The sequence below is a fragment of the Nostoc sp. UHCC 0251 genome, assembly GCF_034932245.1.
Taxonomy (GTDB): Bacteria; Cyanobacteriota; Cyanobacteriia; order Cyanobacteriales; family Nostocaceae; genus Nostoc.
In genome coordinates this window covers 15,566-36,735 of record NZ_JAYGHD010000316.1, presented here as the reverse complement: position 1 = coordinate 36,735, position 21,170 = coordinate 15,566, and the positions used below count along the sequence as shown (strand labels likewise).

Annotated in this window: 15 protein-coding genes and 1 pseudogene; 2 read left to right on the top strand and 14 right to left on the bottom strand. The window is 41.4% G+C overall.

The window, feature by feature from the left end:
• Positions 1-140: 140 nt before the first annotated feature.
• Positions 141-377: pseudogene (locus tag VB740_RS25540) on the bottom strand (hypothetical protein); the annotation flags it as partial.
• Between the two features lie 70 nt (positions 378-447).
• Here VB740_RS25540 and VB740_RS25535 point away from each other — a divergent pair.
• Complete coding sequence (locus tag VB740_RS25535) at positions 448-702, top strand: helix-turn-helix domain-containing protein (protein ID WP_323202667.1); 255 nt, start codon at positions 448-450, stop codon at positions 700-702.
• Here the strand turns inward: VB740_RS25535 and VB740_RS25530 are convergent.
• The 4 genes from VB740_RS25530 to gyrA form a co-directional block, all read right to left on the bottom strand.
• Positions 635-1,324, bottom strand: coding sequence for a signal transduction histidine kinase LytS (locus VB740_RS25530; protein ID WP_323202666.1), 690 nt, complete (start codon positions 1,322-1,324; stop codon positions 635-637). The genes VB740_RS25535 and VB740_RS25530 overlap by 68 nt on opposite strands.
• A gap of 619 nt (positions 1,325-1,943) precedes the next feature.
• Entirely contained in the window at positions 1,944-2,222 is a 279-nt protein-coding gene (locus VB740_RS25525) for a hypothetical protein (protein WP_323202665.1), read from the bottom strand.
• Positions 2,223-2,467: 245 nt separating this feature from the next.
• Positions 2,468-4,108: an apolipoprotein N-acyltransferase gene (gene lnt, locus VB740_RS25520; protein WP_323202664.1), complete on the bottom strand. Its 1,641-nt coding sequence runs from the start codon at positions 4,106-4,108 to the stop codon at positions 2,468-2,470.
• The gene (gyrA, locus tag VB740_RS25515; RefSeq protein WP_323202663.1) at positions 4,089-6,695 is read right to left on the bottom strand and encodes a DNA topoisomerase (ATP-hydrolyzing) subunit A; all 2,607 of its coding nucleotides are present in this window, start codon (positions 6,693-6,695) and stop codon (positions 4,089-4,091) included. The genes lnt and gyrA overlap by 20 nt, the downstream gene beginning before the upstream one ends.
• Before the next feature lie 488 nt (positions 6,696-7,183).
• Here gyrA and trmB point away from each other — a divergent pair, with 488 nt between their 5' ends.
• Positions 7,184-7,831, top strand: a complete 648-nt coding sequence (gene trmB / locus VB740_RS25510; protein WP_323202668.1) for a tRNA (guanosine(46)-N7)-methyltransferase TrmB — start codon at positions 7,184-7,186, stop codon at positions 7,829-7,831.
• A 147-nt stretch (positions 7,832-7,978) separates the two neighbouring features.
• On the opposite strand, the gene VB740_RS25505 is transcribed toward trmB, so the two are convergent.
• The 9 genes from VB740_RS25505 to VB740_RS25465 all read right to left on the bottom strand — a co-directional run bounded on the left by VB740_RS25505 (position 7,979) and on the right by VB740_RS25465 (position 20,761).
• On the bottom strand, positions 7,979-8,752 hold the full coding sequence (locus VB740_RS25505; protein WP_323202662.1) for a peptidylprolyl isomerase: 774 nt from the start codon (positions 8,750-8,752) through the stop codon (positions 7,979-7,981).
• 32 nt (positions 8,753-8,784) lie between these two features.
• The gene (locus tag VB740_RS25500) at positions 8,785-9,825 is read right to left on the bottom strand and encodes an aldo/keto reductase (protein ID WP_323202661.1); all 1,041 of its coding nucleotides are present in this window, start codon (positions 9,823-9,825) and stop codon (positions 8,785-8,787) included.
• A complete protein-coding gene (locus VB740_RS25495; protein ID WP_323202660.1) occupies positions 9,822-10,922 on the bottom strand; it encodes a T3SS effector HopA1 family protein in 1,101 nt (366 codons plus the stop codon). Before VB740_RS25495 ends, VB740_RS25500 begins: the two co-directional genes overlap by 4 nt.
• Positions 10,923-11,521: 599 nt before the next feature.
• Positions 11,522-12,685 (bottom strand): phosphotransferase, encoded by a 1,164-nt coding sequence (locus VB740_RS25490; protein WP_323202659.1) that lies wholly within the window; start codon positions 12,683-12,685, stop codon positions 11,522-11,524.
• Between the two features lie 737 nt (positions 12,686-13,422).
• Positions 13,423-13,647: a hypothetical protein gene (locus VB740_RS25485; protein ID WP_323202658.1), complete on the bottom strand. Its 225-nt coding sequence runs from the start codon at positions 13,645-13,647 to the stop codon at positions 13,423-13,425.
• Positions 13,648-14,944: 1,297 nt separating this feature from the next.
• Positions 14,945-15,712: a peptidylprolyl isomerase gene (locus tag VB740_RS25480; protein ID WP_323202657.1), complete on the bottom strand. Its 768-nt coding sequence runs from the start codon at positions 15,710-15,712 to the stop codon at positions 14,945-14,947.
• 63 nt (positions 15,713-15,775) lie between these two features.
• Positions 15,776-17,299, bottom strand: a complete 1,524-nt coding sequence (locus VB740_RS25475; protein WP_323202656.1) for an HlyD family efflux transporter periplasmic adaptor subunit — start codon at positions 17,297-17,299, stop codon at positions 15,776-15,778.
• 83 nt (positions 17,300-17,382) lie between these two features.
• Positions 17,383-20,112 carry a peptidase domain-containing ABC transporter gene (locus tag VB740_RS25470; RefSeq protein ID WP_323202655.1) on the bottom strand — a complete coding sequence of 910 codons (2,730 nt, stop codon included), beginning with the start codon at positions 20,110-20,112 and terminating at the stop codon, positions 17,383-17,385.
• Positions 20,006-20,761 carry a helix-turn-helix domain-containing protein gene (locus tag VB740_RS25465; protein WP_323202654.1) on the bottom strand — a complete coding sequence of 252 codons (756 nt, stop codon included), beginning with the start codon at positions 20,759-20,761 and terminating at the stop codon, positions 20,006-20,008. Before VB740_RS25465 ends, VB740_RS25470 begins: the two co-directional genes overlap by 107 nt.
• Positions 20,762-21,170 lie beyond the last annotated feature (409 nt).

Sequence of the window (21,170 nt, the reverse complement as noted above, 5' to 3'; positions counted from 1 at the left end):
GCGGCCACGATAGTTTAGGGGTAGCCCTACGCAAAAATAGCTCGATGCCAGGTTTGATATATACAAACAAAAACTCTCTAGCTGTTATACGAGCTAGAGAGTTTTTGTTTATCATAAATTTAGTTTGGGATAAATCACTATCATTCAAGAACTTTGGAATTTTGGAATTGAAGAAATAAAATCCAACGTGAATTAGGGAAAATACTTAACCAGGGATAAATTAACCAAAATAGTAATAGTGATTGGATAATGAAACGCAGATTATTTAAAGTATTCTTCCATCCAGATTCATGGTTCCATTGCGGATGATTAGAAAAATCCACATCATTATTTTCTTGTACTTCAGTCTCAAGTTGACGAGATTGATTTAAGCTTACAGCAATTTGATATCAAACCCGCCACAAATATCATAAACTTAAAAGATGTGAAAAAGAAGATTATTAAGAAATGGCAGCATATTCAATCGACTTACGAAAGAAGATATTAAGTGCGTGGGAAAGCAAAGAAGGCACGCAGAGAGAACTAGCAAAACGATTTAAAGTTAGTTTATCATTCATCCGTGACTTCTTGCGTCGGTATCGAGAGACGGGGGAGATAACTGCCAGACCACAAGGAGGAGATCGCCGCTCGAAGCTCAAAGGTAAAGAGGAAGAATTATTAAAGATAATGCTGACAGAACAAAGTGATATATATTTGCGCTAACAGCATATTTGGTCAAAATCCCACTTTTATTAGGAATGGTAGTAGTAGAAGTCGTGGTGGCCAGATAATTTGTAGTTCCCTGTTCACTGTTGATATACTCGTAAATGCCAAACTCTTCAATACCCCAACGTAGGAGAATTGCTTCTACTTTAGCAATTTCAAAAGATGTACAATCTACAATTATTAAATAGTGTCCAACCTCTACCCGCTGGTTATATGCTCTAGCTTGCTCTTCCGACATTCCCCAACCAACCAATGCACCAGCAAAAGTCCCAGTAGCTGCACCTATGCTAGCCCCTACAAGGGTTGTAACCAAAGCGGTTGCAGCTGCCCCAGCCAGCATTATTGGACCAACTCCAGGAATTGCTAAAGTACCAAGACCTACTAATAAACCAGTCAACCCACCTACAGCGCCCCCTGAAAGCCCTCCTACTGTCGCGCCTTCGTCGGATTTATCACCTATTTCATGATTACCAATCTCATGGTTGCGGTCTACATTCTGTACAACTACAGATACTTTTTCCATCGCCAAGCCAGAATTTTTCAACTCATGTAATGCCTGTTCTGCATCTCGACGATGAGTAAATACGCCTACAGCACGTTGATATTGACTTAAAACCATTATTACTCCTTAGTAGCGCAGGAAGATTAATTACCTAAAAATTTAGTATTTCATTAGATGTAATATTAAATACAAGTTTATTTAACTGAAAATCATCCATCCTTAGTAATAAAATTCATGACAGGCGCTGTAATCATTATCTCTCTGGATTTTCTAGCTTTTTCATCCTATTAAGCCATACGTGAAATTTCAGAAACCACATAAGACTAGGAATAATTTGGCGCTAAATTATACAAACGCAAACTATTCATTAGGAGTAAAAAGTTAAAAAGCTGATAAATAGGTACTTTTAATCTCCATAGTTTCTCACGATTCAATTCGGATTGCTATATGATGTTCAGCCATGATTTTGTTTCTGTAATATCAATTCTCTTACAGAAACGCTGAGAAAAAAGCGATGCCTACGGCGGGCTACACCTACGCATTCAACAGAAATTTTTCAATATCCGCCTGATATAGTTTGGTTATCTCATTTGCATTGGAATTTGTTCTTGAGCAAGGGTAGCAGGAGGAGAAATTTGTCTGCAAAGCTAGGGCAACTTTCCCACTTTTTCCACCTCAGTAGAATGTTGTTGTGTAAAGAAGTATTTCTAAAGAATAATGTGTTGTACTAAACAGATCAGTAATTTTTTTTATCTGTACTTGACTGAATAGCTTTGTTCAAATCCCGTAGCAAGTTTTCTTCTGCATCTTGCTCTTGCTTGAGTTCTCTAATCATTTCTTGACTAGAACCAATCAGCAACCCCGCAACTGCACCAGCGATCGCGTATTTTTGCTCCAAATCTTGATACATCTGACTCGTATAAGGGGAAGGAAGTAAGCTAGCAGTAATAAAACCAATTCCTGCACCCAAACATGCTGTCACCAATCCAGAGAAAGCGATCAATCTAGCATTCATTTGCTTTACTCCAATGCTTATAACTTTGCTAAATGATCAGGAGATCATCTACATTGTCTCAACGTCTCTCAAAGTTGCAACTTAATCTTTACCTCTTGTAATAGAAATAAAATATGAAGATTGTTTTGGATGAATTCTTGCCGCAATGGAATTACACCGCTAAACCAGAGTTACAGGTTATTTAATCCACGATCCTAACTTGCGTTCAGAGGTAGTATCCTGAGATGAGGGAAAAAAGTTAATTACTAATCGCTTATTGCCTTTGTATGGCTAAGTTGAATTAGCAGCCAAGCTCCTCCAGAGGATATTAATAACAGCGGTGTCAACCAATCACCCCAACGCACATATAAAGTCTGCGTTTGTCGCCGATAAATTGTTTCAGCATGAGTTTCGTAAGTATTATATCCAGATATCCACAAGGTTCTGCCGTGAGGATCTATAAAGCCTGAATATCCGGTATTAGTTGCCCGTGCTGACCATCTATCAGTTTCAATTGCCCGCATGATATCCTGTGCATGATGTTGGAATGGCATCGATGCAGTGTAATGGGCATCGTTAGAAGAACTGAGGATAAATTGCCCACCCGCAGCAGCTTGACGGCGAAATTGCTCAGGAAAAGCAGATTCATAACATATACTAGCGATCGCCCGACCAAAAGGAGTGTCAAATATCTGATTTGCTGAACCGGCAACTTGGTGTGCCTCCAGTGGCGACAAGCGTTGAACTATCCCGCCTAAAATTCCTTCAAAGGGAATATATTCTCCCAAGGGTACTAGTTTAGACTTATCGTAGCGGCTGACAATTTCACCCTTACTGTTGAAAGTAAACAAGCTAATTGTATAACTGTCTCCTCGTTCGCCAAAAGCCCCAATCCAAGCAACTACACCTTTCTCCTTCACAGCTGCAACTAAAGCAGTTCCCAGCAAGTTGCGCTGGAAAATAGGTAAGGCTCCTTCTGGGGTGAGGACTGCATCTACACCTTGGTCTGCTAAAGTTAGATATCCATTGGTATAGTTTTCTTGGGCGCGACGAAACCCTTCAGAACTTCGTAAAAGTCGGTTCGGGATATTACCCTGAACAATCCCCACTTTCAAGGCTGCTTCTGGTAACTGGGCGATGGGACGGCTATATAAGATAAAACCGATGAGGTGTAAGGTAATTAATAGTCCTGTGGCGATAACCCAGTATTTATTAACGAACCGCACAGACGCGGAGGACAGAGAGGAAATTTTGGCTGACTTGGCGTTTTGGCGGTTCGTCCATCCTTCCGCAATTAAACCATTAACAGCAACGATCGCAGCTGTCACAGTATTAGGCCCAGAGAGTTGCCCCAGGTGTACAATTACAAGATTGTGCGGACTTTGAGTATAAGCAAGGGAACTCCACCACAAAGGCCCCGCACTCCACAGACTCTCTAATCCGCACCAGACGGCTGTACCAATCAGTATACGGAGCCACGGTTTTTGTCCGTTTAGGCGAACCATCACAGCCGCCCAAATACTAACGAATACTCCTCCCAAGAGGCTGATAAATCCCCAACAAAAAAGGGTGATTAACAAACTTGGCAACCAAGGAACGCCCAACCATGTCATCGGATGAATTCCGGTAATCCAAGATAGGGCGACACCGTGATAACCGATACCCCAGAAGAGAGCAGGGGGAGCAAGGAGGGATTGGTTTTTGCCTTTGGCTGAAGTGACAACTAGCACCCATAAGGGGGCTAGAGCAATCCAAGCCAAGAACCATGCGCCAACAGGGGCGACGGTCAGCCCCATTAAAATACCGCTAGCTAAGGCAATCAAGTAAGGCAGTAAAGAGGTTAACCTCTCCCCCTGCCTCCCTTGCAACGCCAGATCCCCCTGCTTTTTATTCAGCTTCTTCTGCATCGGCAGCATCAGGTGGAACTATTGCCACTCCGGTAATAGCGTCATCTTCGTCTAAACGCTGCACTCTAACTCCAGTTGCCGATCGCGATTGGATAGAAATCGCATTTACGGCTTGACGGATGATAATACCGCGATTTGTCACCATCATGATTTCATCATCATCATTGTTGACAATGCGTAGGGTTGCCAACTTGTCTTTGGTTTTGCGGTTTTTGAACTTGGTTGCCATTAAACCCTGACCAGCACGATTTTGCAGGCGGAATTGGGCAACTGGTACGCGCTTACCATATCCTCCCATTGTAATTACCAATACCCAAGGGCCAACAATGCCACTGCTAGGCACTTCTGCGGACTCTTCATTAGTTTCAGTAATTTCGATATCTTCTGTTTCAATTGCTTCGATGTCTTCAGTTTCGGCTTCTGTAACTATATCCAAAGTTTCAAGAATTGCTGCGGGAAGGATATCCATACCCACCAGTTCATCTTTATTTTTGAGTTTCATGGCTTTCACCCCACGAGTCGCCCTACTTAAAGGACGCAGTTGTTCGTGGTTGCACCGGAAATTAATTGCCATCCCGTTACGAGAACCAATGATTACACTGTCCTCTACTCTGGCGCGTCGCACCCAGCGCAGTTGGTCGCCTTCTTCTAAGGAAATAGCAATCAAACCATTGGCGCGAATGTGACTAAACGCTGCCAATTCGGTTTTTTTGATATTGCCGCCTTTGGTGAGCATGACCAGATATTCTTCACTGCTAAACTCGTCAACAGGAACAATAGAGGTGATTTTTTCCTCTTTGGGAATCGGTAGCATCTGGACAATTGGTGTCCCTCGGCTGGTACGCGAACTCGCCGGAATTTGATAAGCTCTTAGGCAATATACAACACCACGCTCACTAAAGAATAAGATACTGTCGTGATCGCAGCAAGTCAAAAAATGCTCAATGGTATCATCATCTTTCACCTTGGCTGCGGCTTTGCCTCTGGTAGCACGGCTTTGCGCTTCAAAGGTGTTAACTGGCATCCGTTTGATGTAGCCTTGCTCTGTAACCAGAATTATTGCTTTTTCATTGGCAATTAGGTCACGGTCATCTAATTCCCCTTCCCCTGGTAAAATCACTGTGCGGCGGGGTGTGGCGAAACTAGTTTTCAGTTGCCCGACTTCGGTTTCAATGATTTCTAGCACTCTTTCCCGGCGTGCCAAAATATCTTGCAAGTCGGTAATTTTCGCTTGTAATTCCTCGTGTTCCAGACGAATTTTGTCTGCTTCTAAGGCAGTCAACCGCCGCAATTGCATTTGCAAAATTGCATCTGCTTGCACTTCCGAAAGTCCGTAAGTTGTGATTAATTCGCCTTTGGCTGTGGGCGCATCGGGAGCATGGCGAATTAAGACAATAATTGGATCTAAGTGTGACAGCGCAATTAATAATCCTTGCAGGAGATGGTCGCGTTCTTCGGCTTTCCGCAGTTCGTAGCGGGTGCGTCTAGCAATGGATTCGATCCGGAAATCCAAGAAGACGGTTAAGAACTGCTTGAGGGTGAGTACTTGGGGTTCGCTATTCACCAACGCCAGCATGTTTGCGCCGAAGTTGGCTTGCAGTGGCGTTTGCTTGTAGAGGTTGTTCAGCACAACGCGGGGATAAGCATCACGCTTGAGTTCGATGACAACTCGCATCCCGTCGCGATCGCTTTCATCTCGGATATCTGCGATGCCCTCTAGCCGCTTTTCGTTCACCATTTCGGCGATTTTTTCAATCAGCGCCGCTTTGTTGGTTTGATAGGGCAATTCAGTGATGATAATTGCTTCTCTATCTGGGCGTCCCCGTTGTTCTACGGTTTCAATGTTAGCGACACCACGCATGGTGATGGAACCACGTCCGGTAGTGTAAGCTTCACGAATGGCAGATGTTCCCAAAATTTGCGCCCCAGTCGGAAAGTCTGGGCCGTGGACATACTGCATTAATTCGAGATCGGTGATTTCTGGATTGTGGATTACAGCCACTAAAGCATCAATCAATTCGCCCAAATTGTGCGGCGGAATGTTGGTTGCCATACCCACGGCAATCCCAGAGGAACCGTTGAGCAACAGCTGCGGAATCCGCGCCGGTAAGACTGTTGGTTCTTGCTGTGAACCGTCGAAGTTATCGGCGAAATCTACGGTTTCATACTCGATGTCGTGCAGTAGACCAGCGCTAGTTAAAGCTTGTAAGCGGCATTCTGTGTACCGCATGGCGGCTGGCGGATCATTGTCTACCGAACCAAAGTTACCATGTCCGTTAACTAGGGGCGATCGCATGGAAAAATCCTGCGCCATCCGCACCAAGGCATCATATACTGCCGTATCGCCGTGGGGGTGATATTTACCCAATACTTCCCCCACCACACGGGCGCATTTCTTAAAGGGGCGATCGTGAAGCAGACCTAGCTCGTGCATTGCGTAGAGAATGCGACGATGCACAGGTTTTAGACCATCCCTGGCATCTGGCAACGCCCGACCCACTATCACGCTCATGGCGTATTCTAGATAAGACTGCGACATTTCGGTTCGCAAGTCTATCGGGATAATCCTCTCCTGTGAGGTTGTCATAACCTAAAAATCTCCAAAAATCGTAGATTTTAGCTTGTTTACTCAACAAAGCGCAAAATTATTCTAAATTTCTCTTGAATAATTGCCATAATTTGATACAATTCTAGCATATATTGCCTATCTTTTGCCTGGAAAACTAACCCAAATATCTAGTAAAAAAAGAGTATAATAATTTACACTTTATAAGCTCTACCTAATTAACAAGAACAGTGAACTAAAAGGTTGCTTAGTGCAAAATTACTTAAATTGAAAGATGACGGGGCAAATTTAAGGCAACAATTTAAATTGGCTTTATAGCTCTTACTTTTATAACCGTTATTTATTAGATTTGTCACTAAATAAGGTCTGAAAAATTAAACCATAGTTGATCATTTCTACTTAGACAAAGAGCAGAAATGGATAAAGCCTTCCAAAATGTAATTAAAGGAACACTTGCAGAAATTGGTATCAGAATCAACAGGGCATTTTCACGTAAAGGAGAGCAAATTTTGGCAGCAGTCCGAGTCCGCCAGCATGTTAATCCACTTGGTAAAAAGTATCAAACACCAGCAAGTCCCCAAGACTTTGAAAAAATTTATGCAAAGCCAAATCAACCGCTACATTTAGATATTGGCTGCGCTAAAGGACAGTTTTTGGTGAATATGGCCCAAATAGAACCAAACTGGAATTATCTCGGCTTGGAAATTCGAGAACCACTGGTGGTGGAGGCGAATAAGTTACGTTCTGAGTTAGGTTTGACAAACTTGCACTACTTATTTTGCAATGTGAATAACTCATTGCGATCGCTGTTATCTTGCCTCCCCCCAGGAAGTTTACAACGCGTTACAATTCAATTCCCCGATCCTTGGTTTAAAACCCGCCATGCTAAACGCCGTGTAGTACAACCAGAACTAGTGGCAGAATTAGCCAATTATGTTGCAGTTGGGGGAGTTGTATTTCTGCAATCAGATATGGAATTTGTCGCTGTGGAAATGCGCGATCGCTTTGCTGCCCACCCAGCTTATCAGAAAGTTGGTACAGGAGAATGGTTAGCAGAAAATCCGCTACCAGTACCCACAGAACGGGAAATAGGTACGCAAAAAAAGGGTGAGCCTGTTTATCGAGCTTTATTTAAAAGGGTGACAAATACGGACTAGTACAACACAGCGTAAATCTAGCTACAATAATCCTCATGCTGTGGATGGTTCGCCCATGAAACATATTTTCACTCTAGAAGAATATACCGCTCAATTGTTGGAGTCTACCGATGATGAAGAGACGTTGCATTGCAACGTCTCTACAATTCATTTATGGTGGGAATTTTTCAAATTTTGCAACCACGCTTGAAACAACGAGTCCATAATTTGTTCTCTCACTGCTTGATTTAATTCTATGGGGAACCACTTTTCTACTCTCATAACGTGATATCCCACTTTCGTTTGCACAGGGCCAATAATTTCACCTTCCTTAGCTTCGGTAAGAGGTTTGGCAATTTCCGGTACCAGTTCTACTAAATAGCGAATTCCTACAAAGCCGCCATTTTCTTGCGACTGCTTACCTTTAGAATGTTCCAAAGCCAAAGCACAGAAAGAAGCTTGTCCTTCGCGTAGAATTTGCACGATTTTCCAAGCAGTTGCCAGGTCAGCAACCAGAATTTGCGATAGCGCTACCCGTCTGTAGTTGTCGCGGTTAGAAACATAAGAGCCATCGACTGTTACACCGAACAGATGTTCTTTAAGCTTCTTCTCTAACAGTGCTACTTTAATTCCTTGCGACCACTCATCTACACTAATGCGCTGCTCCTCCAGCCATGCACTAGTTTCTGCATTTCCCCATAACTTGTGTTCTGAGCGGAAAGCATCGCCAGCGGCTTGCCATTCATCATCAGATATTTCAATTCCCAACTGGTTGCAGTTGGCTAAAACTAATGCCTCACGTTCAGCAGCGATCGCTATTTCTGCAAACCTAGCAGAATGACGCAGATATGTCAAAATTTCTGCATCGGTTGCTGGATGGGCTTGTACGGGTTCGTTGGTTAAAAGCTTGAGCGGTAAAGTTTGTTCTAATTGTTCGGTCATGGCTTGATGATATTTAAGTAATATTGTTATTTCTATCTGCCAACAAGCAAACGTTCGGTAGGAATTTCGTGAGGCTTGATGCGGTTGCGATGTAAGTCGCCGTAAAGGTTGAGGTAATCGATTTCTTCAGGAGTAAGTTTGCCCTTTTGCACAGCTTGAATTGCTGCATCTACATGTTCACGAGTTTGCCAACCTGCTAAGGCAACATCTACAGAGTTTTGACTTAAAGAATAGCGATATAAATCTGGAACTGAAGGTTGCCAGCATCCAGTTGGTAGATTAGCCGGGGGTTCCCAGAGGGCACCAAGCATACCCGCTGACTTAAAGGTGACAATCCCTGGTCGATGGGGATCGTTAGCATCCAAATGGGGGAAAACCTTTCTTTGGGCTGTACGATGTGCCACGTTGTGCCTCACCATCACAACGTCCAATAAAGGGCTATTTAACCACTGTTTTGCTAAATCGTGGTCGTGAAAAGAAGCACCAATATAGCGCACTGCACCCATCTTTTTCAGCTTTTCTGAGACACCAAACATTCTTTCTATCTGGCGCTGACATACTGTATTGGGACCACGGATATCATCAGAAGCGCTGATACACTTTTCAAAAGCAGGATGATTATGCTCATCAATCCAGCCCCAGAAAAACACATCAACGTAGTCAATACCCAGGTCGATAAATTGATCGAATAAATAGGTAAATACTGTGTCTGGGGTTTTAATCATGTAACTGACAGTTGCCAGAACTACCTTTTCACGCATTGAGGAACCGCGTCCGCATAATTGGCGGAGTGCGGGACGCATGGAACTATAAAGATATTGATGTAAGTCGCTGGAGTAGAAAAAAAAGTTGATGCCTTGGTCGAAGGCGTAAAGGGTATCTTCACTGGAGATGTGGCCCCCACCTCCTAGTCCTAAACAACTAACAGTTAAGTCAGTCCGCCCAAGTTTGCGGTAAAAAGGTAGATCTGATTGAGCAAATCTACTATTAGCAATGGCAAGTTCCTCAGCAGCTGTTAACTGCGGCTGAGAATCAGGAGTCTGAAAATCAGGAGCAAGATTAGTAATTTTCATAACTTTAAAGCAGGGTAAATATCTTCAGATTTGGCATTGAGGTAAGGACGTTGTAAGTCAATTTCCAGCGCGGAGAATTGTGCAAAAATCGATGCCATCCGACCTTCTGGCGAATTATCATCTTGCTCCCAAGCTTTTATCAAACCATTGGTTATAATTTGACAGCGATTCGTCCCAAAACTTTCTTTTTCGCCAAATTTTTGGTCTGGTTCTTCAGCGATCGCTAATCCTGGTGCGATTAGTTTAGTAAATAAAGGCACTTCTGGCAGAAAATGGGTCTGGTGTTCTGCATACACCTTTTCTAGTATCGGGTGGACAACTTCATAGTTGTTTTTGTCAAAGTAAAGTACCGCTGAGTCATAACGCCCATAATCTGAAGGGTTGTATAAAGCTTTAAAGTTGAAAGGCAGGGCGATGGCATTAAGTTGGGTAGTCAAGCTTTCCATGACTGCAACTGTACCATCAGTAGTTAAATTAAAATAGACTCTTACTATATTTTCACCACTGTAAGAGCCTGTATTACTAACTGCCATGTAAAAACCGTTTTGCACCAAATTCTTGGGCAGTTTGATAGCAACTGGATTTCCTACAGTTACAGCTTCGTCTTGCGGTTGTAAATGTTTGCTGCGTTCAATGTGCAGAGTCAAACCACCCTTGTGTACTGCTAAAGCGCCATCTGATTCTTCTTTCACCACCAGCCAATCGGAACTAAAGTAGCCTTCACCTTTGTTGCTTTCATGGAGGCGATTGTAAAACACCACATCCACGCCTAGAAAGGTGTTATTTTCTAAATTTTGGTTGACTGCTAAATTTGTTGTCTCCCCATCAAGTGCTAAAGCACGTTTTAGGGAACCGTTGTAATAAATGCCGTAGAGAAAATTAGATAGTTGGGCGTTTAAATATTTATCTTGTACATCTGAGGGCAATTGCTGAAATCGTGGGAGTGTCTCAGCTGTGACTTCAAGGGGTTTGTAATCGGGATGGCGAATACAGAACTTCGATTCTATTTGAATTTTATTAATTATATCTTGCAATGAATGCTGCAATGACTCTGGAATAGCTGCTAGTTTTATTGGCAACGGATCTAGTAGTTGCATAGGTGCTTGCCTTTAACTAAAGGGAGATGGGAAGAAAAATGCCATTTTTGACATACTCCGACACTGACAACAAGCTGTACAGTTTAGGCTTCTCAACTAATCCAGAAGACAGCTTCTCCTACGAAGACGCTATGTGAACGGAGGCGTTGAGCTTTGTTTAAAGTCCACGAAATGACCTACCGCAGACTATGAATTTCTTACCTTATACCATACAAGTTTTACTGCCCTAGATGAGATGCTGGCTTATTTGCACTACCTCTCAAACCAATTGGTAACTTGTATTAATCAAAAATGTGCTGACTTACTTTTATGCTGTGCAACGGAGTCGCTTGTCAGTAGTCATTATACAACTGGACAGAGGCTTATTATCAGACATTAGTGTGGATGAAGCAAACCACAAGTATTTTACCAGGAAAAACACATAAATTAGCGATTCTTCAGCCACCCTATCAATCATATGATAGCGTAGCGGTAGCGAGTCCGCGAGCGTCTTAAAATCAAATATTGCTCAAGGGTGGGACTGCGACGCTCTCTACGAGACGCTGCACCAATGGGACGCCCTCTTTTCAGGATGAGTAAGAGGCTTGTTTTGGTTTAAGTTAAACGGTAGATAAGCTTGTGGATATAAGTTCTGATGCCTGCATTCCAAAAACTGTAGGAATTGATGCTTCTGGACGGCACAATAAAGACTTAGCCACTTGCAGCATACATATACCCGTATTACCAAAAGATTTTTGGTATTGCAGGGTTGATTGAATAGCGATAATCAAATTCCAACCAGCAAACTGTACGACTCGCTGTAAAAAGTCAGGACGATGGTGTAATATTTCTGGGAAATGATTTAAATACGCGATCGCTAAAGCAGCAACCGAAGGTTGGATTATCTCCAAGGGTGTTGTCGACATCCGTAAGGATTCATCGATAGTGATGGTTTTGCTGGTAATCATACTATTCAACCAGATATGTAGATAGCTACCAATGAGCGTACCTAAATCAAAAGCTGGATCTCCCCAACTGCACCTCTCCCAATCAATCAATCGTATAGTGCTGTTGCCAATACCTTGCTCCCAATCATCAGCTAATAGAATATTATTTAATTTCAGATCATTGTGTGTTAGACAACTGGGTTTTAAAGAATCTCCCAGTTCGGTTATGGCTTGGCCTAAACTGTCATATCGTTGATACAGAGAAAAGAATTTTAGACCATCAGCAGGAACAGAACCAAAAATTTCTGGGCTAATTCGTCCCAAATTTTTAACTAAATGCTCAACCGGATCGCTAGCTTGATTTTTAAAGGATGAAGAGATAAAATCTTGATAATCTTTATGATTGAAAGTTAAGCTATGGATGCGGGCTAAAATTGTTCCTATAGCAGAGGCTATTTCTAAGGGATAAATATTTTCCTTACCATAGAAAGCCATCACATCACGATAGTTATCTAGGTAATTAAAAATAATAATTGAATCATCGGGATTAAAGTTAAGTCCCTCTGATATCCAGTCGCGCATTTGACTTAATCCTGGAAATTTCTGGGCAAATTCCTGAATTTGCCATTCTCGCAAAAACTCACCAGATGCTTTCCCATCTAGGTTGAGAGGTTCTTGCTTGATCAGGACTTTACGACCGTCGGGAAAAGTCAGTAATAAGTTAAAGTTTTTAGCTGATTTCGGCTCAATTTTGGTATTAGCTTCGTTGTCTAATCCACAAAAACCACATAATTTTAGATATTCTACAACATTTTCCGAACTTAATATCATAGCCATATATCAGATCATTTTCTAGAAAAATCTATTTCTATAGGACTCATATTTGATTTCTGAAAAAACTCAGTACACCTTAAAAAGCCTTCTTTCCTGTTCCCTATTCCCTGACTACGTAGATCGTTTCAAAAATCAAACCGGATTCCTATATTTTAAACAGGACTTACGCAAAATCATGAGAAAACGTAGACGCGAAGCGGCTTACCTCAGGCTACCGCCAAGTACGCAAATGAATAAAAGGATGTTTGAAAAGATATTGGGCTAATGAATTCGCTACTACACAAGCGTTCGCCTAGCGTCTCGCAGAGAAGTCCACCTCCGTGGACTAAGAGAAAATCAAGGATTTTTAACCCACGGACGTGGGTAAAGTCTCGTGTAGCCGTGACTTATAGTCGCCAGGGCTTTTAAAACAGCCTCTAAGAGTTTCAGAGAGTTATTGCGTAAGTATTATTAAATTTGTGGCTGTTTTTATAATTCTATTTCTATTGGAGAAATCTATTTTTTTTGATTTCATTTATTTGGGCTAGCTTAACATAGACGATTATTTAGATGTAGCGATTTATGTTAATAAAAGATAGTCCGTGATTTCTCAACAAGTCCTATCTTTTATTAGCATTGTAAATAGGATTTATTGAAATTAAATCCCATTCACCAACATTAGGAATGGCAGTTTTGGCATTCCTATATGACTATATGTCCCAATGCATCAAATCTTCTCAGGGACATAAATTAATTGACCATTAAGCATTACCAACGACGGTGTTGGCATTACCATATGTGTTAGCGTTGAGGGTATTACCAGCTTTGGTAACAATGCTGTTGCTTTGTTGGTTGTTGTAATAAGTCCAACCACCCAAAACTTGAGCTAATTCACGACTTTCAGAGAGTTCGGTGAGGAAGCTTTCAGAATCTTGGAACAATTCAGAACCAGCAGGACGTAATTCAGAAATTTTAATGGAAGCCATGATCTTTTTCCTTCAAAAAAATAATTTGAGCAACTTGTAGTTAGAGAATTAAACGTTTATTTTGTTTAATTCTTAATTTCATTGTTATTGAATAAAGCTTGGAAATCAAGCTTTTCAAGTCGCTTTTAGAGACACAACTAAAGCTTTTATGTCTCTAAATTAAAATATTGCTTTGGCAGTAAATTATATTGAGATCAGAATAGAGCTTTACTACACCTCATCCCTTTTTTATAGTCCGGTATGGCTTTGTTGCATAATAAATCCGACCTTTCTCCAAAAGTCTTACTAAACAAGCCTCTCTCAATAATTCTGTGCCCGATAAAAGGCTATACGATTCGGTTAACGTTTTAATCTTTTGAAGATCACCCCAACACACCCTTAAAGAAGAGGTTTATAACCATCTTTTACCCCCTTAAAAGAGAATTGTCATAGTTTAAGCTGACCGTTTTGCGAGAAAAGGGGTTACCATCGGCAACCCCTTTTCTCGCCCTCATAAAAGTTATCATTATTAAATATCTATTGCCTCTTATTTTTTTGGAATAATTTATTTTTTGGAAGTCCCTTACATTGAAAAGTCAATGGTTTTATAAATAATTTTACAGACATTAGTGTAAAAGTTTTGTCTTTTAATATCGTCTCTGAGGGACTACATCTCTGAGAGGTTGTTTGAAAAGTGATTGACTCTGATTTTAAAAACTTATTAATCACCCCAAGAAAGCTTTAAAAGGGGGAGAAGCAGAATCAAAATTCCCCTTTTGAAAGGGAATATAGCAGGATAATTTTATACGAAAAAAGAAAAATGTATAAGCCTTGATTTATCGTTTTGTGCTATGGCTTTTTACCCCTTTCCCAACTTCTCCCTTAGTGGAGGAAAGGCTTTGAAACCCAGTTTAGTTTTTTATGCTTGTATAAAATCACCCTGCTTTTGAAGAAAGGGAACTTAGAGGGAGCTAGAGAGTAAGTCCACTAATATATTACATTAATATATTTTGACAAAAATTTAAGTATGTGTATTAGGGTAAAACTAAAACACCCTCTGAGAGGTTAAATAAGTAGCTATCATGAACTGGGCAGACTAGAACATATGTTGAAGAAGGCAGTCCTGATGAAACAAGTTTCATCGGGACTGCCTTTCTTGATAAATAAGATAATTCAGATAGCATGATGCTTCACAGAGGTCTTGTCCTCCTGCTGCGTAATCATTTGTAAGAAGTTAAAATAATTGCACTTTTGTAAAGAGGGCGCGAGAAAAGAAATGTAAAAAGTTCACCCGTTGCCAACAGAGTAGAATTTAAGGTTAGGCTGCGGAATTAGAGCTTAAACAATTAGAGTCTAACTGCTTAACAACGTCAACTTTAGCAATTTGTTCCTTTAGCCATTCAGAAAACAAATTTGAAGCAATATTTTGGTACGTGTCATTATCCAATTCCGGTTGAATAATCTCCTCTACCAAAATCAGATGTACTCCCAAAGATGTCACTATAGGTTTGAGAAGTTGGGGAGGCTTGGCAGCAAAGACAGCAGCAGAAATTTCTGGTTTCAAATCCTGACGATGCACTATCCCTCGATATCCCCCTTTGCGACGTAATTCCGTATCCTGGATGTATTTGTGAGCGATATCATAAAAACTCATCTCACCTTCTTTAATCGCATAAAAGAGTTCTATCGCCAAGTCTTCATCATCCAGAAAAACCTCATACATGACCACACCGACATAATCTAGCTGGTGTTCCAAGAAATAGGGTTCAACTTTATCTGCAAACAGATGAGCGGCTAACTTACTAGAAATAACGGTGCTGTAGACAATTTCTTCATAATCATCTACAGAAATACTATGTTTTTCCAACCACGCCCAGGTATCATCAGCACTATTGAGTTTGTTCATTAACCGGATTTGGTCTGCTGCCTTCTGAAGTTCCTCTGTCTCTACTTTGAGACTCGCTTCAAATGCGGCGTTTTCTACAACCTTGCGGGCAACAATCCCGTCAACAAACTCAGGAATTTGGCAAGATAGTTTGACTTGAGAAAGAATCTCTTCGTTGGTAATAATGATAGTTGGTAACATGATTTTATTTCTAAGTAAATAGACGACATTCCGACGCTGAGACTTGAGAGTAGTCACAACGCTTTATAATTTCACCCCACCCTGCTGCAACTGCTTAAACGGATCAAGCAAAAAATCAATAATCCGACGCTGGCGTACAATTACCTCAGCCGTCGCTGTATCCCCAGGATGCAAGGCAATACACTTATTAGCCGAGGAAATACAATTTTCTTTTAAGGCAATTTCCAGGTCGTAAGCTGCTACCTTTCCATTAGGTGTTTCTACCTCTATAGTAGTAGGAGAAATCTCTAATAATTTTCCTTCTAGCACGCCATAATCCTGAAACGGATAAGCATCAAACTTTAGCTTGACTGGCAATCCTGTTTGTAAAGAACCACTTTCAGTTGTTGCCATTTGCGCCCGAACTATTAAAGGTGAGTCTTGGGGTGCAATCTCTGCTACCATTGTTCCTGGCTGCACCACAGACCCAGCCCGTTGTATCGGTAAATGAAATACTTTACCATTCACGGTGGCTCTTAACAGTCGTTGTCCTAACTGGAATTTTAACGAGACAATCTGACTATGATTTTGAGCAATTTCTGCCTTAAGCGTAGTGATTTCTGTCTCTAAATTCTTCTGTTGTTCGTCGATTTTTAGCAGAGCAAGCTGACCAGAACGAGTCAAAGTCTGATAACTTCTTTCTTGTTCTTTAATTCGCAACTGTGCCTGTTCAATATCTGCATTTGCTTGCCGAATAGTCCGCTCATAAATACTCTGTTGTTCTACCAAACGTAGTTTAGCCTGCTGAATATCTGACTTATTTTGTTCGTATAACTGTTGCCTGTCTTTCGCTATATCTTGCTTCTCCACAACATAAGTTTCTGAAACAATTCCTGACTGCCAAAGACTGCGATAGCGTTCAACTTCTCGTTCGCTACTCGTCAAACTACTGTTTATTAACTTATTAGCAGTCTGACTATGCTCAAGAGTTTGCCGTGCCTGATTTACTTGAGCCAATTTTTCGTCTTTTTGTAAATCATAGGAATTCACAAGAGCATTCAGATTCTGTTGCGCTTGATCAACTTGAGCCTGCTTTTCTAACTGTTGAGATTGGTTCTGTTGCTGTTGAGTTGTAAAAGATACAACTAACTGGCTTTTAGATGAATTTAACTGAGAAAGTCGATTTAATTGTCCCTCTAACTTCTCCTGTGCCTGGCGTAATTCCGCCTTAACTAAATCCGATTCCAACACCAATAAAGTTTGCCCAGCTTTAACTGAATCACCTTCCTTTACCCGAATTTCGGCAACAGTACCTACTACAGCAGCATCCAGCTTCACCGTCTTTCCCTTTGGCTCAAGTCGCCCTCTTGCCATACCAGTTTCATCTACCTTAGATAGCATCGCCCAAGGTAAAATGATCGATACAAACACTACCAAAAAATACAACAATCCCCTTGTCCAAACTTGGGGCAAGCTATCAAGTAAATCCTTGGTAACATAAGCCCAATCCTCAGTTGATATAGCTGGTGTTTGCTCCCTTAAAATTCCCTCACCCTGTTCTACCTCATGGATTTGGGTTTGAACCTTTCCATTTAATGTGTTTGGCATGATTTTTCCTGATATCAATCAATTTGGGATTTTGGATTTTGGGAGTGGAGAGACAACAAAAGCTTTCTGTTTATCTTCTTTTTTCACCCCGCAACATCCAACTGCTGATGATTGAGATAAAAATAATGTCCACGCTTGGCCATCAACTCTTGGTGAGTCCCACTTTCAATCAATACGCCACGATCCAGTACTAAAATCAAATCTGCATTCCGCACAGTTGAAAGCCGATGGGCAATTACTAAGGTGGTTCTGCCCTGAAGAATTGTGTTTAAATTCGTCTGAATAATCCTTTCTGACTCTGCATCCAGATGGGAAGTCGCCTCATCCAAAATCAACAACTTGGGATTGCCTAACAACGCTTTAGCGATCGCAATTCTTTGTCGCTGTCCTCCAGACAACAACCCACCTCCTTCACCAATCTGGGTTTCATAACCCATAGGTAACTTTTTAATAAACTCATCAGCACCCGCCAATCGTGCCGCCTCAATAATCTCTGCTAAACTAGCCCCAGGATGTGCCAAGCTAATATTGTCCCGAATTGTTCCGCCAAACAAAAAGGTATCTTGGTCAACTACCCCAACCTGCTCCCGTAGAGAACGCAACGAAAGACTGGTAATATCGTGATCATCAATCAACACTTTGCCATTTGTGGGGGGATATAATCCCAAAACCAGCTTAGAAATCGTGGTTTTCCCCGAACCACTCCGTCCCACTAGGGCAACCATTTGCCCGCTGTGGACTTCAAAACTGAGATTTTCCAAAACATTGATATCGCTTTCAGGGTGATAGCGAAACGTTACATTGTCAAAGCGAATGTTACCTTGAATAGGTGGTAAAGATAGCCGCACCTGGTTCTGTAAATCTTCTTCTGGTTCCGCATCTAACACATCATTAATGCGTTCCACCGCAATCACCACTTCTTGCAATTGATTCCACAAAACTATTAATCGTTGAAAAGGTGTAATAATATTTACTAGTAACATATTAAATGCTACCAATTGCCCAATGGTTAGCTGGTTGTTAATCACTTGGTACGCCCCAAACCACAGCAAGATGCTAGTTACCACTGCTTCAATTGTGTTGCTGAATATTTGCAGACGATTGCTGATCATTTGCCCGGAAAAGTTAGTTTTTACTTCTTTACTTAATAACTCTTCCCAATGCCAACGCACTGTCTGTTCTACTGCTGTCGATTTAACTGTTCGCACACCAGAAAGGACTTCAATCAGATAGCTACTTTCATTAGCAACAGCATTAAATATTTCCCTAGAAATCCTTTGTAAAAAAGGTGTGGCAATCAATGCCAGCAAGAAAAAAGGCGGTACAATCACCAAGACCAACAACGCCATTTTCCAACTGTACCAAAACATCAATCCTAAATAGATAAAGACAGTGAGTAAATCCAGCAGGATGGACAAGGCCTCACCGGAGAGGAAACGTTGAATTTTGCGGTTTTCCTGTACACGAGAGATAATATCCCCCACATAACGGGACTCAAAGTAACTCAAGGGTAGCCGCAGGGTATGGCGAATAAATCCCACAATCAATGCTAAATCGAGTTTATTAGCTGTGTGGTCTAAGAGATATTGTCGCAACCCTGTCATCGCCACACGGAATAAACTGAAAATCAGTAACCCTAACCCCACCGCCGTTAAGGTTAGTTCAGAACGCTGCACTACCACTCGGTCTAAAATTAACTGCGTGAATAAGGGGGTAACAAGTCCAAATATCTGGATAAATAAAGAAGCGACAAACACTTCCAGCATTACTAAAGAGTGAGGCTTTATCAATTCAAAGAATTGCCAAAAAGGAGTAGAAGTCTCTTTGGTATCCTTGAGCATGGCTGTTGGTTGCAGCAGCAATGTGTAACCAGTCCAGTTGGCTTTAAATTCGGCATGGCTAAGGGTGCGTTGTCCAATAGCGGGGTCGCCGACAATGACGTGTTTGGGGGTAATTTGGTAGACAACGATGTAATGTTTACCTTCCCAATGGGCGATCGCAGGCAATTTTTGCTTCGCTAATTGGTCAAGGCTCGCTTTCACAGGTCGCGTGGTAAACCCTATACTTTCTGCTGCCGCCGATAACCCCCGCAGCGATGAGCCATTGCGGTCAACATTGGCCATATCCCGCAGGCGATTTACACTAAAGTTTTTCCCCCAATAGCGAGACACCATTACTAAACAAGCTGCACCGCAATCCGATCCACTCTGTTGGGCAAAAAACGGATAGCGCCGAATCACACGCTGTAATAAATGCCCGACTCGCTGCGTGGAGTTGGGAAAATAGGCTTTGCTAATTTTTTTCTCGCGTGGCTCTACTGCTGGCGTTGACAAAAGCTTCGTTTCATACACTCGTTTTGAGTCAGATGGCAGTGCTGGGGCGTTCTCTGAGTCCACTTGTTGGGGATTACGAGACATTGCCCTAGCCCACAAATGCTCCTGAATTTGGGGATATCTAGCCATCAATGGCCATAACACTTCAGCCGAAACAAAGCACAGTTGCAAGTTTACTGAAGCCCTGGCAGCGTAAGGTTTAAAGTCACCCTCCTTAAACAAGGTAAATTCTCCAAATGAGTCACCAGCCTCTAAAGTGGCGATTAACTCATCGGCGCTATCTAGCAACCTGACCTTACCAGCGATCGCAATATAAATTCCTGGTTGAGCATCAGTTCCTTGCCAGAATTTGCCGACTTTTGGGTTGATAAATTTACCTTGTTGAAGACAGTATTGATATTCCTCTGTCGAAAGAGAATAACCCAGAGTATTGTTTAACTGTTGCAAAGTTACTAACTGAGCGGATATATCTTGCGCCATGAATGTCTACATCTTTTCCTAATTTTGCAAAATTAATAGGTAAAAATTCAGAATCATCAGGAGTAATTGCCGATTTCAGGTCACTAATCAAAATTTTGGAACCTAGATCCTGTTTAGTGCTGCTTTGCTCAGAATTGCTGGGTTTTGGTAGTGTGGATAATCCCATCTGTTTGAGCAGTCGCTTGATATGGCGATCGCTTACCTCAATGCCAAATTCTTTTGCCAGATGTTTCCCCAACCAGTTTGTTGTCCACCGTCGAAAAACATAGCCATGATCGCGGGGACTACTACTAACCAGTTCTTTCAAACGTTCTAAATACTGCTCATTTATTGCTTTAGGGCGACCAATGGGACAATCTTGCCATAGGTGCGCCATCCCCATCCGGGCCATGTGCATCCAATACCTTGCTGTTGCTGGACAACATCCCAAAATTTGACAAATTTCCGTTTGAGTTTTTCCCTCATCTGCCAACAACATTATTTCAATGCGTTGCCGGTAAGATTCAGGTAAACTTTTTTCCAAACTTCCTAACAGTAATTTCCGCTGAAAAGATGTTAAATACTTACTGTTAGTTAAATTTGTATCCTTGGATTCAATTTTCGTTTGGCTGTTGGACATACACTTATAATTAACTAGTGTTTTAGACATAAGAATGCCTTGTCTGTAATGCATAAATGGGCACTTATTTCTACTCTAAGTAGAAATAAGTAGAGATATACAAAAGCTAATTTTCCCTTGTAGCTATAATACTTATCACGTTTTGTTTGTGATTTTATGCAAAGAATTGAATGTTAATAAGTGATATTTCTTTACAGCGAGGTTTTGTGCATTGCTTTTGTAGGTATGGATTAGGCTACAAATTCTATATCTAATATTTAAATTACAAAAATACTAGCTAAATTTTATAAAATTTTTGTGAAGAAAATTTTTTCGTGAATAGAGAAAAAATAGTCATAGCAGAATCGCCGTCACCACCAATGAAAATTATTTTTAAAGCAGTTTTTGAATGAATATACATGCGTAATTACACTTAATTTTATAAGTATTTGTTTTTACT

Coding starts and splice junctions, on each gene's coding strand:
- VB740_RS25485 (WP_323202658.1), bottom strand. CDS start 13,647: ATGGCTTCCATTAAAATTTCTGAATTACGTCCTGCTGGTTCTGAATTG.
- VB740_RS25525 (WP_323202665.1), bottom strand. CDS start 2,222: ATGAATGCTAGATTGATCGCTTTCTCTGGATTGGTGACAGCATGTTTG.
- lnt (WP_323202664.1), bottom strand. CDS start 4,108: ATGCAGAAGAAGCTGAATAAAAAGCAGGGGGATCTGGCGTTGCAAGGG.
- gyrA (WP_323202663.1), bottom strand. CDS start 6,695: ATGACAACCTCACAGGAGAGGATTATCCCGATAGACTTGCGAACCGAA.
- VB740_RS25535 (WP_323202667.1), top strand. CDS start 448: ATGGCAGCATATTCAATCGACTTACGAAAGAAGATATTAAGTGCGTGG.
- VB740_RS25465 (WP_323202654.1), bottom strand. CDS start 20,761: ATGTCTAAAACACTAGTTAATTATAAGTGTATGTCCAACAGCCAAACG.
- VB740_RS25480 (WP_323202657.1), bottom strand. CDS start 15,712: ATGTTACCAACTATCATTATTACCAACGAAGAGATTCTTTCTCAAGTC.
- VB740_RS25470 (WP_323202655.1), bottom strand. CDS start 20,112: ATGGCGCAAGATATATCCGCTCAGTTAGTAACTTTGCAACAGTTAAAC.
- VB740_RS25505 (WP_323202662.1), bottom strand. CDS start 8,752: ATGACCGAACAATTAGAACAAACTTTACCGCTCAAGCTTTTAACCAAC.
- VB740_RS25490 (WP_323202659.1), bottom strand. CDS start 12,685: ATGGCTATGATATTAAGTTCGGAAAATGTTGTAGAATATCTAAAATTA.
- VB740_RS25530 (WP_323202666.1), bottom strand. CDS start 1,324: ATGGTTTTAAGTCAATATCAACGTGCTGTAGGCGTATTTACTCATCGT.
- VB740_RS25475 (WP_323202656.1), bottom strand. CDS start 17,299: ATGCCAAACACATTAAATGGAAAGGTTCAAACCCAAATCCATGAGGTA.
- VB740_RS25495 (WP_323202660.1), bottom strand. CDS start 10,922: ATGCAACTACTAGATCCGTTGCCAATAAAACTAGCAGCTATTCCAGAG.
- VB740_RS25500 (WP_323202661.1), bottom strand. CDS start 9,825: ATGAAAATTACTAATCTTGCTCCTGATTTTCAGACTCCTGATTCTCAG.